Source organism: Bacteroides sp. HF-162 (assembly GCF_015679285.1).
Classification (GTDB): domain Bacteria; phylum Bacteroidota; class Bacteroidia; order Bacteroidales; family Bacteroidaceae; genus Bacteroides; species Bacteroides uniformis.
Genome location: NZ_CP064937.1, coordinates 2966725 through 2980320 on the forward strand (window position 1 = coordinate 2966725; position 13596 = coordinate 2980320).

15 protein-coding genes are annotated in these 13596 nt (G+C 43.8%); 10 read left to right on the top strand and 5 right to left on the bottom strand.

Annotated elements, in window-relative coordinates; translation table 11 throughout:
• Position 1: 1 nt before the first annotated feature.
• The 8 genes from ITJ87_RS12350 (at position 2) to ITJ87_RS12385 (ending at position 7858) form a co-directional block, all read left to right on the top strand.
• The gene (locus ITJ87_RS12350; RefSeq protein ID WP_057281188.1) at positions 2–784 is read left to right on the top strand and encodes an SDR family oxidoreductase; all 783 of its coding nucleotides are present in this window, start codon (positions 2–4) and stop codon (positions 782–784) included.
• Positions 778–1485 carry a cytidylyltransferase domain-containing protein gene (locus ITJ87_RS12355; protein ID WP_057281187.1) on the top strand — a complete coding sequence of 236 codons (708 nt, stop codon included), beginning with the start codon at positions 778–780 and terminating at the stop codon, positions 1483–1485. The genes ITJ87_RS12350 and ITJ87_RS12355 overlap by 7 nt, the downstream gene beginning before the upstream one ends.
• A gap of 83 nt (positions 1486–1568) precedes the next feature.
• Positions 1569–1862: a nucleotidyltransferase family protein gene (locus tag ITJ87_RS12360; RefSeq protein ID WP_057281186.1), complete on the top strand. Its 294-nt coding sequence runs from the start codon at positions 1569–1571 to the stop codon at positions 1860–1862.
• A gap of 423 nt (positions 1863–2285) precedes the next feature.
• Positions 2286–3707: a bifunctional UDP-2,4-diacetamido-2,4,6-trideoxy-beta-L-altropyranose hydrolase/GNAT family N-acetyltransferase gene (locus tag ITJ87_RS18755; RefSeq protein WP_064774925.1), complete on the top strand. Its 1422-nt coding sequence runs from the start codon at positions 2286–2288 to the stop codon at positions 3705–3707.
• 17 nt (positions 3708–3724) lie between these two features.
• Entirely contained in the window at positions 3725–5017 is a 1293-nt protein-coding gene (locus ITJ87_RS12370) for a hypothetical protein (protein ID WP_081030666.1), read from the top strand.
• On the top strand, positions 5014–6078 hold the full coding sequence (locus ITJ87_RS12375; RefSeq protein WP_057281184.1) for an ATP-grasp domain-containing protein: 1065 nt from the start codon (positions 5014–5016) through the stop codon (positions 6076–6078). Before ITJ87_RS12370 ends, ITJ87_RS12375 begins: the two co-directional genes overlap by 4 nt.
• A gap of 27 nt (positions 6079–6105) precedes the next feature.
• A complete protein-coding gene (gene pseI / locus ITJ87_RS12380) occupies positions 6106–7143 on the top strand; it encodes a pseudaminic acid synthase (protein ID WP_016273592.1) in 1038 nt (345 codons plus the stop codon).
• Positions 7144–7150: 7 nt separating this feature from the next.
• The gene (locus ITJ87_RS12385) at positions 7151–7858 is read left to right on the top strand and encodes a PIG-L deacetylase family protein (protein WP_035457975.1); all 708 of its coding nucleotides are present in this window, start codon (positions 7151–7153) and stop codon (positions 7856–7858) included.
• 13 nt (positions 7859–7871) lie between these two features.
• Here ITJ87_RS12385 and ITJ87_RS12390 read toward each other — a convergent pair whose 3' ends face one another.
• The 3 genes from ITJ87_RS12390 to ITJ87_RS12400 are packed head-to-tail and all read right to left on the bottom strand — an operon-like array spanning position 7872 to position 8920.
• The gene (locus ITJ87_RS12390) at positions 7872–8285 is read right to left on the bottom strand and encodes an N-acetylmuramoyl-L-alanine amidase (RefSeq protein WP_057281183.1); all 414 of its coding nucleotides are present in this window, start codon (positions 8283–8285) and stop codon (positions 7872–7874) included.
• A gap of 2 nt (positions 8286–8287) precedes the next feature.
• Positions 8288–8395 (bottom strand): smalltalk protein, encoded by a 108-nt coding sequence (locus tag ITJ87_RS19005; RefSeq protein ID WP_005829485.1) that lies wholly within the window; start codon positions 8393–8395, stop codon positions 8288–8290.
• Between the two features lie 39 nt (positions 8396–8434).
• Positions 8435–8920 (bottom strand): DNA-binding protein, encoded by a 486-nt coding sequence (locus tag ITJ87_RS12400; RefSeq protein WP_005829481.1) that lies wholly within the window; start codon positions 8918–8920, stop codon positions 8435–8437.
• A gap of 208 nt (positions 8921–9128) precedes the next feature.
• On the opposite strand from ITJ87_RS12400, the gene ITJ87_RS12405 reads away from it, so the two are divergent.
• Positions 9129–9347: a DUF4248 domain-containing protein gene (locus ITJ87_RS12405; RefSeq protein ID WP_005829478.1), complete on the top strand. Its 219-nt coding sequence runs from the start codon at positions 9129–9131 to the stop codon at positions 9345–9347.
• 124 nt (positions 9348–9471) lie between these two features.
• On the opposite strand, the gene ITJ87_RS12410 is transcribed toward ITJ87_RS12405, so the two are convergent.
• Both ITJ87_RS12410 and ITJ87_RS12415 read right to left on the bottom strand, forming a co-directional pair.
• The gene (locus ITJ87_RS12410; RefSeq protein ID WP_057281182.1) at positions 9472–11247 is read right to left on the bottom strand and encodes a DUF3987 domain-containing protein; all 1776 of its coding nucleotides are present in this window, start codon (positions 11245–11247) and stop codon (positions 9472–9474) included.
• 54 nt (positions 11248–11301) lie between these two features.
• Positions 11302–11931 (bottom strand): BT4734/BF3469 family protein, encoded by a 630-nt coding sequence (locus tag ITJ87_RS12415; protein ID WP_172793028.1) that lies wholly within the window; start codon positions 11929–11931, stop codon positions 11302–11304.
• A gap of 1439 nt (positions 11932–13370) precedes the next feature.
• On the opposite strand from ITJ87_RS12415, the gene ITJ87_RS18770 reads away from it, so the two are divergent.
• On the top strand, positions 13371–13553 hold the full coding sequence (locus ITJ87_RS18770) for a hypothetical protein (protein WP_230391778.1): 183 nt from the start codon (positions 13371–13373) through the stop codon (positions 13551–13553).
• Positions 13554–13596 lie beyond the last annotated feature (43 nt).

Sequence of the window (13596 nt, forward strand, 5' to 3'; positions counted from 1 at the left end):
TATGAATGTTTTAGACTTTTTCTCTTTGGAGAATAAAGTAGCCATTGTCACTGGCGGCTACGGTTATTTGGGAAAAGCTTTTGTACAGTCTCTTAATGAAGCAGGGGCAAAAGTTGTTGTGGCCGGTAGAGATGAACAAAAGTTTAAATTGGCTTTTCCCATTGTTTCCAATATCTATTTCTGCCCTTTGGATATTTCGAACACAGAGAGCATCAAAAAATGCTTTGCTGATGTGAATAAAACATATGGTAGTATTGATATTTTGGTGAATAATGCAGTATATCTGTCCGGTCAATATCCTGAAGAAGTTAGTGACAAGGATTTGGCTTATTCATTTGATGGTATTATAGGTAGTGTTTACAAGTGTATACGCGAAGTAATTCCTTATATGAGAGAACAAAAGTCTGGAAATATTGTGAACATCGCTTCTATGTACGGTGTGGTGGTTCCTGACTTTAAGGTTTACGACGGTGATTGCAACCCAAATTTTAATCCTCCTCAATACGGAGCCTCCAAAGCCGGAGTCATTCAACTGACCAAATTCTTTGGTGAATATCTAATAGGTGATAATATTCGTGTAAATGCCATTTCTCCAGGACCTTTTCCTTCGCCTTCTGTACAAAAGAATGAAGAGTTTGTAAGTCGTTTGGCAGGTAAAAATCCTTCCCGGCGCATTGGCAATCCTGAGGATTTAAAAGGTGCATTGCTTTTTTTGGCATCAGATGCATCCAAATATGTAGTGGGACAGAATATTCAAGTAGATGGAGGGTGGACAATATGGTGAATACACTTTGTATTGTGCAAGCGCGTTTGACTTCATCAAGACTGCCAGAGAAGGTATTGATGGAGTTGGGAAACAGTGGGCTTTCAATTCTCGAACATGTTAATATGCGTCTCAATAAGTCCTTGAAAATAGATAAGGTTGTATTTGCTATACCAGACACACCTTTGAATGATAAACTGGCCGATTTTTTGGAAAATAAGAAGATAGAATATTGTCGAGGTAGTGAAAATGATGTTTTAGGGCGCTTCTATCATTGTGCAGAGAAATATAACCCTGAATTGATTGTCAGGGCCACTTGCGATAATCCGTGTGTTGATTGGCATTTGGCTGATGAAATGATAGAAAACTGGGGTGATGCGGATTATATGTATTGTAAAGAAACTCCATTGGGTACTTCTGTAGAGGTATTTACAAAGCATGCTTTAAATGAAGCTTATCACCATGCTAAAACCCCTGAAGAAAGAGAGCATGTTTGCCCTTACATAGCTCGTAATGAAAAAAATATTTGCAAACAATATCCTTATAATAAGCTTAGTTATCGTTTGACTGTTGATGAGGAAGCCGATTTTTTGCTGATGAATGAAATCTATAAGCAGCTTTACAAGAATGCTCCTATTGAGAATAAGATGATTTATGAATACTTGGAGAAACATCAAGAACTATTGGGGATTAATAGTAAGGTAAAACAAAAGTTTCTCTGATTAGGAGCCGATTTTTCATGATTCCGGCCAGTTTTTATTTTAGTTTCGATATTTATCTTTGTGTGTAGTAAAAACAAAGAGACATGAAGGCAACATCTGAATACATCACTCTTTTGCGTAAGTACATGGCCGAAAATGCTTCTAAATATGGCATTATGCGTATGGGAATATTCGGTTCTGTAGCGCGTGATGAACAAACTGTTGAGAGTGATGTGGATGTTTATGTTGAATTGCAAACGCCCAGCATGTTTAGTTTAGTTCACATCAAAGAAGAGCTTCAATACTTGTTTGGCTGCGCGGTGGATATCGTAAGATTGCGTGAAGATATGGACGGAATATTGAGACTGAACATTATGGAGGAAGGTATTTATGCATAAAGAAGAAGCACTTTTCTTTTGATGTTTTCTTCATTTGTTTTTTTGTAGCAAAAGAAACTGTATATGGACGAAAAAGAATGCTTGAGTAGGTTGTCACCCTTTTTGTTTTGGGACATTGATATGTCTCAAGCTTCTATGGATGCCTGCCCCTCAACAAGTGGTTCAGCGAGTACTTGAGTATGGCAATCTTGATGATTGGCGTTTGATACGTGCGTATTATGGTTTGCATCGCATTGTAGAGTTATGTAAGCAGATGCGGACACTTGATCCGGTTTGTCTTTCTTATATTTGCCTCTTGTCCGGCACGTCAAAAGAAGAATATAGATGTTATCATACGGTACAGTCGAGGCCCACACTCTGGAACTCTTGTGCTTGATGTGGTGAAGAATTTCCAATAATTTCAATTTAATTCATTTCATTTTCTTGAAAAAAATCTATTTCCGTGCCGATGCAAGTGCTACCATCGGCTACGGTCACTTTATTCGTACTCTGGCTTTGGCCGATATGCTGAAGGACGATTTTGATTGTACCTTCTTTACTTGTCATCCTACCTCATATCAGGTAAGTGAGATGGAGAAAGTATGTCCTTTCATCCCCTTACAGGAAGAATCACATTATGATGAGTTCCTTTCCCTTTTGCAAGGTGACGAAATTGTGGTGCTTGACAACTATTTCTTTACTACTGATTACCAGCGTGCCATTAAAGAAAAGGGATGCTGTCTGGTGTGTGTGGATGATATGCACGACAAGCATTATGTGGCTGATGTTGTGATAAACCATGGGTTAACGGATGAATCCTTGTTTGATGTAGAGCCCTATACCAAACTCTGTTTGGGGTTTGATTGGGCGTTGCTCCGTCATCCGTTTATCGAAGCTGTAAAAAAACAGCGTTGTCATACTATAGGGGGTATAGAAAAAGTTACTATTACATTTGGCGGTTGTGATGATTTTGATGCAACCGGTTACTATGCAAGTAATCTTCTTGAGAGCAAAAATATTAAATCAATAACCGCAGTTGTAGGTGATGCCTATAAACCAATCCACCCTATATCACAAGATAGACGCCTTACATATTGTTCAGGCCTTTCAGCTGAACAAATGGCTGATTTGTTTAGGCAGTCAGATCTCGTTATTTGTTCAGCAAGTACAGTGTGCATTGAGGCTTTGTTTTGTAATACAAAAGTTGCGGCAGGGTGGTTTGTAGATAATCAGATGGATTTCTATAATCTTGTCACTGCTAAAGGATGGGTAATCGGTTTGGGCAATGTGGAGCACCCCTATATAGATATGGATGCTCTTAATGCATCAACGGTTCCTTGCGCATCTATAGGGAAAGACATTCGTCAAAACTATTGCCAGCTATTTCATAACTTACAAGATGGTTATTACCTTAGGAATGTACGTTTTCAAGATTTAGATTTGTTGTTTCATTGGGCCAATGATTCTACTGTTCGTAACAATGCGTTTAATACAGATCCTATTGAATATGGTGGTCATTGTCAATGGTTTGCCAATTGTATGCAAAGAGATGATGTTCAAATCTTTATTCTAGTTAAGAATAGCGCTCTTGTTGGTCAAGTCCGATTCAATATTGAAGAGGGTAAAGCTGAGATTGATTATTCTATATCATCAGAAAGTCGTGGAAAAGGTTTGGGTAATGTTATTATTCGATTGGGCATAGAAGAGGCAAATCGGATGGGTATTAAAGAATTAATAGCAAAAGTTAAAGACAAGAATATACCGTCGCAAAGAGTGTTTTTGAATAATGGCTTTATGTGTAATGAAGATATATTGACATTTGAGGGAGTAAAGAGCTATAACTATTTGATGCGGGAACCGTATTGAAATTTTAAACTGTTTTTATGAATAAATATCTGTTAGATTTTCCGTTTTATACCAAGGATCCCGATACGAAAAGTGCATTGGATAGTGAAATCCTAAGATTAGTCCATGATTATGGAACCCCATTCTATTTGTTTCATGAAAAAGATTTTTGTGAAAACTTCCAATCATTATGTGACTCTTTCCGTGCTGTTTACGATAACTATATTCCTTCTTACTCTTATAAGACCAACTATACCCCCTACATATGTAATTTAGTTAAACAGATGGGGGGATATGCCGAGGTTGTGTCCGATATGGAATATACTTTAGCAAAAAGATTGGGCTATCCGGACAGTCAGATTATTTATAACGGACCTTGTAAAGGCCGTTGTATGGAGGAGCATATTCTTAATGGGGGCATATCTAATATAGACAGTGAGGATGAAGCTTTACGTGTCGTTGAAATATCCCGCATTCATTCAAACAAGATTATAAGGGTCGGTATCCGTGTTAACATGGATATTGGTGCTGGATACATTTCACGTTTTGGTCTGGAAAAAGACAGTGAATCTTTCCGACGTACGATTGATTGTCTAAAGGCATGCGGCAATGTCGTTTTGAGCGGTGTACACTGCCATATAAGTCGTGCACGGGGATTAGAGGCTTGGCAAAATAGAATTGACGGTTTATTGGATGTCATCTCTAACTATTTTGACGGAGCCGTAGACTACGTTGACGTTGGAAGTGGTATGTTCGGACAAATGGATCCTTCTCTCGCTATTCAGTTTGGGGATCATGTTCCGACTTATGATGATTACGCCCGCGTAGTGGCTGGAACTATGGCGCAGTTCTTTTCTGGTTCAGAAAAGAAACCTATTCTGTTTTCAGAACCGGGTACTACCCTCATATCAAAGTTTATATCACTGGCAACCCGTGTGGATAATATCAAGTCTATTAGAGGTAAACAATTTGTAACCGTGGACAGTTGCTATTACAATGCCGGTGAAATTTGCAAGTTCAAGGAAGTGCCTTATCGAGTGGTCCATTCTGCAGGTTCTGTCAATGCGAATTATAGTTCGGGAATCACAGATATTATGGGATACACTTGTTTGGAACAAGATTGTTTATATCATGACTTTAAGGAACCTGTTTCTGTAAGTGACATTTTGCTCTTTGGTAATGTGGGGGGCTATTCAATCGTATCAAAACCACCGTTTATCCAACCGGATTGCCAAATGTTGTGTTATTCGCAAGATGGCACGATTAAGGTAATCAAACGGGCAGAAACTTTTGATGATGTGTTCAACACTTTTATAACAGAGAAGCAATGAAAGACCTCACAGTATTAATTTCCGCCAGTGGCTCACCATCTATTCCCGGCATCATAGCTTGCTTCAAAAATAATGGAGAACGTAAAATTAGGGTAGTAGGTGTGGATATGTCTGATGAACCTTCTGCCAGGTATATGGTTGACGCTTTTTATCAAGTACCTGCAGCTACTCATCCTGATTATTGTAACATATTGCTCGATATTTGCAAGAAAGAACATGTAGATATCTATTTCCCGGGAGTTTCGGCGGAAGTGAGTGCATTGGTGAAACGATGGGACGATTTCAAGCGGATAGGGGTCACTTTGTCGGTTTCCAACAGCAATTCTGTAGATGTGGCAAATAACAAGCTTAAGACATACCAAATGCTTGCAGAGGCAGGGATACCGGTGCCTGAATATTATCCAGTCCATACAGTCAATGACTTTGTTGAAGGGTGTAAGTATATGGGTTATCCCCAAAAACCTGTATGCCTAAAAATAGTCAATGGTAGTGGAAGCCGTGGTGTAAGAATTATTGATGCGAACAAGTCCCGTTATCAGCTATTCGCCCATGAGAAGCCCAACAGTTTCTATACTTCTTACGATGATATGCTGAGCATTTTGAAAGAAGTGGATGTGCTGGATGAGCTTATGTTGGTGGAGTTCATGCCAGGTAATGAATACACAGTTGACCTTTTGGCTCATAAGGGTACTGTAATCTATCAGGTAGGCCGTGAAAATGTCGTTAGCCTTATGAGTATTGCACAGGAAAGCGTATTGGCTTATGACTGGCAAGCTTATAAAATATGTAGCGATGTGGTGCGCTTAATGCACATGGATGGTAATGTGGGTTTTGACTTTATGCGCAGTGCAGATGGAACGGCAGTTTTAATGGATATTAATCCTCGTTTGACGGCTACGGTATCTGTAATTGCAGCAGGTGGAGTAAATTTGCCTTATCTCCGCATTAAACAATTGTTAGGCGAACCATTGCCCCATGTCTCGCCTCAGTTTGGCACCCGTATGAAACGTAGATACTTGGAGTATTTTACTAACTCTGAAGGAGAACTCATCAAATTCTAAATATAGTATATTTGCATAGATATAGATATGGTAGAAATCAATTTTGATAAACTGGACAGAACGCTGGTTTTGGCAGAACTGTCTTGTAATCATTTGCAGAGCTTTGATATTGCTGTCCGTACCATCGAGGCAATGAAAAAGGCAGGTGCCGATGTTGTAAAAGTACAGAATGACAATCCAGACGGAGGTATTACCATTGATTGTGATAATGAATATTTTCAAATTGGTGGAGGCACTTTGTGGGACGGGAAGACATTGAACAAACTCTATAAGGAAACATACACGCCTTGGGAGTGGTTGCCCAAATTGCAGAAAGTTGCCCATGATTTGGATATGGAGTTCTTTTCAGCACCATCAGATTTGGAAGGAGTTGATTTTCTGGAAAAGATGAACGTTCCTGCTTATAAAGTTGCAAGTTTCGAGATTACAGATACAGCTCTTGTTCGCAGAATGGCCTCAAAAGGCAGGCCTATTCTTATTTCTACAGGAATTGCCGAGATGACTGACATACAAGAAGCCATTGATATTTGCCGTAGCGAGGGTAATAATCAGATTGCTCTTCTGAAGTGTACATCTTCTTATCCCACTCCTTTAGAAGAAGCTAATGTTTTGACAATTCCCGATATGACCAAGCGCTTTAAAGTTGTGGCGGGCCTTTCAGACCACTCTATGGGACACTCTGTTGCTGTTGCCGCTGTGGCATTAGGAGCAAAGATTGTGGAAAAGCACTTCATTTTAAGTAGGGCAATGGGAGGCCCTGATGCTGCTTTCTCAATGGAGCCGGATGAGTTCAAGACGATGGTAGATGAAATCCGTAATACAGAAAAGGCTTTAGGCACTGTACAATATGAACTAAACGAACATGCACGGTTCAATAGAGGTTTCGCTCGTTCTTTGTTTATTGTTGAGGATGTGAAAGCCGGCGAAACGCTTACGGCTAATAACTTACGCTCTATTCGGCCAGGGCAAGGATTGCATCCGCGATATTTGGATGAACTTCTAGGTAGAACTGTCAATCGTGATGTCAAACGTGGTACTCCAATGAAAATGGAGTACGTTCAGTAATATATTTATGTCTCTATTTACAAATAAACGTATCATGGTTGTTGCCGCCCATCCCGATGATGAACTGCTGGGCCTAGGCGCTACCATGCACAAACTAGTCAAGACACAAGGAGTACAGACCCGGGTCATCATTTTGGGAGAGGGGATTACTTCACGCTCAGATACCCGTGACACGGAACAGTGGAAGGAAGTCTTGGAAAGGCATCATCAGAATGTGGAGACGGCGCGGCAGTTGATAGGCTATCACAGCGTGCAGGCATATAATTTTTCCGACAATCGTTTTGACAGCCATGCACTGCTTGATATCGTAAAGGTAGTGGAGCATGAGAAGGAACAGTTTCGTCCGGACTTTATCTTTACCCACCATGGTGGCGACCTTAATATTGACCATCAGATGACTTTTCAAGCAGTGATGACTGCCACACGCCCTATGGAGGACGAACCGGTGAAGGCTATTTTTACATTCGAGACCCCATCAGCCAGTGAGTGGCAGGCTACTTGCGACCCACGCCATTTCACTGCCAATTTCTATATGGAGATTTCGGAGGATGATTTGAAAGCAAAATGTGCTGCCATGGCAGCCTATGAGTTTGAGAGCCGTGCTTTTCCGCATCCGCGCTCTTCGGAGGCATTGAAAGCCCTTGCCCGGTTTCGCGGCTATACCGTAGGCAAACACTTGGCCGAGGCATTTCAGATAGTGCGGATGATAGAATGAAGAAGGGAGCCTTTTAGAGCCCCCTATACTCCCTTTCCGCATCGAAGCACGGACAAGCTTTCGCTGGATTCAAATCATGGTGCCCCACAATCAGCGCCCGTGGAAAGATACGCTTCAACTCACGTAGTAGTGCCAGTAACGAAGCCTTCTGTTCCAATGTACGGGTATCGGCAGGAAAACTTGCAGCATCCAGTCCTCCTTCATAACAGATGCCGATAGAATGGCGGTTGTGATTGAGGGAATGCGCACCTATTTTTTCCAACGGGCGGCCGCGGTGTATTTCGCCGTTGCGGGTCAGATAGAAATGATAGCCGATGTCACGGAAGCCGCGGTGGTGGATGTGGTCGCGGCGGCAATCCTCAAAGCCCAGGGCCACGCCTTGAGGCGTGGCTGAGCAATGAACAATGAGCAGGGTAATCGTACGCATGGCTATTTGCAAGCGCCCAGACCTAAAGCTCCCGCTATGGCGGTAGCTACGGTGATGATTACTTTGAGGACAATGCCCCATACGGATTTTGACTTTTTGTCTTCACTCATGATGATTGGTAATTGATAATTAGTAATTTGTAATTATTCTCATCCTAACGGATTCTCGCCCTGATTGCCGTCACTTCCTCCGGAACCGCCGTCGGAACCACTGCCATCGGGAGCTTTTCCACCTACGGTGTACAGGGAAGATTCTTTCAGCTGTCCATCCAGGTTGATTTGGGCATTACTCAGTTCGCCGGTGGCACGGGCGCGGAGCTTCAGCCCCTTCACGTTGTTGGCCAGCGAGAAGTCGGCAGCGGATTGCGCCCCTTTCTTGCTGACGATTCCTACGGAGAAGATGGCAAGGTCATCCAGTTTCACGTTCTTGCCGTCCAGAATCAATTCTTTGGTGCAGGAAACCATGTCTGCCAGTACCCCCTTGATGACACCACTCGAATAGGGGGTGTTGTGATTGGACATGTGCTTGGCCAATTTTTCGATGTCGAAGGTTTCTTCGATTACGGGGCGTGCATACCAGAGGCCTTTCAGCGGGCTGTCTTCGCCCGTCACTTGATACTTTTTGTAACGAATCATACAATTAAAATTTAGAAGTTAAAGGATAAAAACATTTGCTGTGTTGAACTCAACGATGCAAAGATAAGGCTGTGGATACGGGCGTTTGCCGGTTTTTGCAGGTTCTCGTCTGTTTGGGTCTGTTTTAGTCGGTTATTTACGCTTGTAAGTTTGATAATGTCATGATTTATAGTTACTTTTGATGAAATATAAATCGTAACTGTCAACTATGGATTCTTTTGTCATACGTACATACGGGCGTACTGAATTGGCCCAAATCTATTGTCCCAATCTTTGTCCGGAGGCTGCCTTCCGCAAACTGAAACACTGGATAGACCTTTGTCCCGATTTGCGTGACGGACTTTCCGCCTTGGGTGGTTCTTCCCGTTCCCGCTCTTATACGCCTGCCCAGGTGCGGCTGATAGTGGCTGCACTGGGAGAGCCTTAAACCTGAGGTTGGATGGCGTAAAGGTCAGGCCGGGAAGCGTAAAGGTGAGGTTGGTACACTTGGTACAGAGGTTCATCCATCCTTTCGCCTCACACACATACGCGTGCGTGAAGCGAAGTGAATGTCAGACTTTTGGTTTCCGGTAGTTTCCCTTGCCATCTACATTTTCCACCAGCCCGTGTTTCTGCATGCGTTTGAGCCAGGTGGAGGCGGTTTCCGATTTGATGCCCATCTCTCCGGCTTTCTGCAGGAAAGAGGCCCGTGTGAATTCTTCTTCCATGCTGTCTACCAGAGCATCCCGGTCGGCATTGCCGCGGCTTGTCACTTCGGTGTTGGGCAGGAAGGAGAGGATATGGGTGGTATGCCGATAAAGGCTTTCGGCCAGTGAGAGTACGGCATGAAAGTCATCGGAAGCAATGAGGAGATTCCATCGGCTGACAATGTGGTCTTTCAGATTGTCTGTGGCTGTGTGAGGGTCGGGCGACACGTAAGGCGAGGCGGTGATTTCCCCTTGTTCCATTGCGCGGAGCATGGCCACCACTTCCATGATGCGGCAGATGTTGATGGCCAGACGTGCCACGCTGCTTGACATCTCGTTTCCGTTGGCTAGTCCGGAGCGTACGAAAAGCCGGGAGAAGAGCCGGTTGAATTCATCTTTCTGTCCGTCCGTAAGGTGAAGGGTGAATATTCCGTTCATGACAATGGTTTTCAGTTTGTCCTTCCATTCCATGCCCAGAGCCTTGAAGGTATCTTCAAGATCGCTGTCATTGCGGTCGAACTGGTTTTGCCAATGATGTATGGCAGGCATGTAGTAGAATACCTGGCGAGAAAAGAGCCCGTTCTCAGCAGTGGGAATCAGGGGTTTCACTTGTGAGGGGGTGCCTGACAGAAGTACGGAAAGATAAGTTTTCTTTACCTCTCGGTATTCGTGGTCGGTGCGCCGGTTGTAGGACAGTCGGTCGTGGTCGAAGGCTTTGCGCATGGTGTCGCTCCAGTGTCCGTATTCCGAACCGATGGCGGTGGAGATGGTGTCGGCTTCGCTTTCGCATATCAGTCCGGTACCGTCGGAGTCCATCAGGTTTTGCAGGATGCCGGTTCCGGTGTTGTTGCCCGAGATGAGGAACATCTTGTTGAGAGGCATTACGGGAGTCTCCGTTTTTCCACGTTCCTTGCCCAGTGTGTCGTATTTTGCTTTTTCGCGGCGGTAACATGCCATGCTTTCGTCTACCTGCCCACGTATTTCATCGTGAATGGGCTCGGCAAGCAGGCGTACCAAGGAGAGCACTCCTTTGCCGGATGCAGGTAGGGCTACTACAAAGGTTTGCAGGCAGGGGGACATCATTTTTCCTCCGTAGGAACATCGGACGTGTTTTCCCATACTGGCACCCAATACGGTGATGGCACCCAGTAGCAGTACATCGTATTGGGCGAGGGAGGTTCCGCAGCTCATGATGCGATTCAGGGGATAAGGCCAGTGGAGGTGTTCGTCGAAAGTGGGTAATGGAGACAGTGGTTCAATGCCCGATGCGGACTCTTCCTCGCGTGCGCGCGTGTGTGAGGTAGAAGAGAGGGGTGAACTTTGTGTACCAAGTGTACCAATGGCGGGTGCGGCTTCATGCTGAATCTTCACGCCGCAAAGCTCGGCCAGATGAAAGGCGGTTCCTAGATGCACGTCGTTACGGCCGGTCTTCAGGGCATTGCTGAAGAGCTTGTCGGCTGCCCGTTGGTCGTACTTGGACGACAGGCTGCACAGACTTAAAAAATCATGCCGTCCTGCTTCTCCGCAGTCGGTGGCAATGGCAAATGCCAGTTGTATATATTCTTGATAGGTTGGAGCAATGTCTGCTCCTGCATTTCTGACTGCTTCGGCCAGAAGGTGCAATGAAGATAGTGGTTCCATCGGATTTGGTAATTTATAATTAGTAATTTGTAGTCGGTGATTTGCAATGACTCATCATTCGAAATTCACAACTTCTCTGAGCAGTGCCTTCGGGTCATGGCAGAGGAAACAGGCACGTACGAGGTCTTTCCCCGAAGTGTCCACTCCTTTTCCGGGTTGTGTGTTTTCGGCGTCATACATGCAGTGGACGTAGTTCATGGCCCAGCGCACCGCCTCCGTGCTGTCTTTTCCGATAGGGCAGGGTACAAAAGCCTTTACACCTCGTCCGGTAGGGCTGATGAACACCAGTACCGGTGCGAGGTAAGGGTCTTTGAACAGTAGTTGCTTCAGGCGTCCGGCTTCGTCAGGCGAGTCGAGATGGTCTACGTCCACCACCACCAGTCCGGAGGGTAGCTTTAGGCAGTCGCTCCGTCGTCGGGTGAATACGCCGCAGGGGGTGACGTAGGGTAAGGTTTGCTGTTTCAGCATCCGGCAGTTGTTATCATCGCCTTGTAGGGCAGCTTCGCGGATGGCTTGTGTTAGGGTGATCAGCCGTTTGTTGGCTGTGATGAGTTGGTAAACTTCGTTCAGTTCTAAAGTACGCAGGGGGGTAAGCGTGGCGCTTTTCACGATTTTCCCGGTCGCTCCGTCCTTCATCGGTGAGATGGGTGGCATGAAAAGCGACATTTTAAAAGATTTTGGCATATTATACGTTTAAATAGTTGGCTCAAAGGTATTCATTCTCTTTCGTTGAATCTTTCCCACATGTAAGAAAGATTTTAAAGGAACAAAGTAAATAATAACAATATATAACATAATATTCTATCTAATTACTTAAAATTTATCTAAATGGGCAAAAATTTTATTCACCCTTCATTGGGCTTTTTTATCGAGCGAACGAGAAAACAGAGTGGAGTCACTATTGAAACTCTTTGCAAGGATTTGCATATTTCTCCATCCACGTACATAGACTTAAAAAAAAGGGTGCAACGCCTCACTTAGTACATACGAAACTCTTCTGCGATACTATATCGATGAACTGGAGGAACTGGGTGATGACGAAATCAGGAAATTGGCGGGGGAATGGGTGGAGAAATGGCTGGAGTCTAGGAAAACAAGGTAGCTGTTTTATTGTCCCACTTAAAACAGAAGGATATGATCCTTACATTGATTATCTGAAAGGCGTTAGCATATTCTTTGTAGTATTGGCTCATTGTTTGTTGATATAAAATTGCTTGTTGTTCTCTCTTTGGGGAGTACAGTCAGTTCCCTTGTTTCTATTGATACAAACTTTTCATGTTCATAAGAAGGGGGGGATATGGCGGTTAAACTGCCGGATTTCAAAGAACTGTTACTTTATTTTTAGTACCAAACAGAGGCCGTTCCTCATAGAATGTCTCTTCAGGCATTCTGTTCAAAGAATAACGTCCCTTACAACATTTTTCATAAATGGTATAAGGATACCCACAGAAAAATAGTAGAAGTTCAGGTGAACGGTGTCCCTCAGGTTCAATACCGGAGTCCGTGCCGTCTTCTCTTTCAGGGGGAAAAACTGTAAAGAAGGCGAGTCCTTATTCCCTCTTGTTGGGCACAGACACCGGAAGCCGTACAAAGCCCCGAGGGTACTTCCTGTGCGTATATCCGTGGAGCTAACTTTGAGTAGTGGCCTACATATCCTCCCAAAGGATTTGGATTCTCTGGACCTATACCGTCCGAACCAAAAACAGGAAGACCCGTGTCGAGTATGACATTTATATCGTCGTTGAAAGACCGTCGTATCGTTTGCCTGTTCGCTTATGATAATCGTTCCTATAGTCTTTTCGAGAAAAAGTTTATTGCGAGCTATCAGTTTGATAATCAAAGATGACGGAGGTAACGAGGTTGTCTATCGGATAGACTGGAAGGACGTGGTCTTTCAGTTAGATAATTCTGTGATTAAATCATTAAAAATAAGATGATTATGTCCTATATTTATATGGTTATATCAAGTTTTTTGTATATTTATATCGCAAAAAGCGGGATATGGATACGGACAAATTACAACAGTTGATAGTTCAGAAGCGCGAGCTTCTGGCGCATGAGACCTTCTCGCGTCGTGCCTTTGCTGCTGTGAGGATATGTCTGATGAAATGAAGAGCCAGTATGTGGAATACTTGATCGAACGTCTGGAAAATGCGGAACTGGATAACCGTGTGATGAGACTGGTGTTGGAGGATCTGAGCAGAGAGTTACCCCACTCCAATCAGATGTTAGAAAAATCAAATGAGTTGCAATCTCTTCTTGAGGAAGAGCGTAACTTGTGTAAATCCTTGGACTGTGAGATATAAAGCTGAAGGAACAATTCGAATCCATCTGCAAATACTGTTTCGG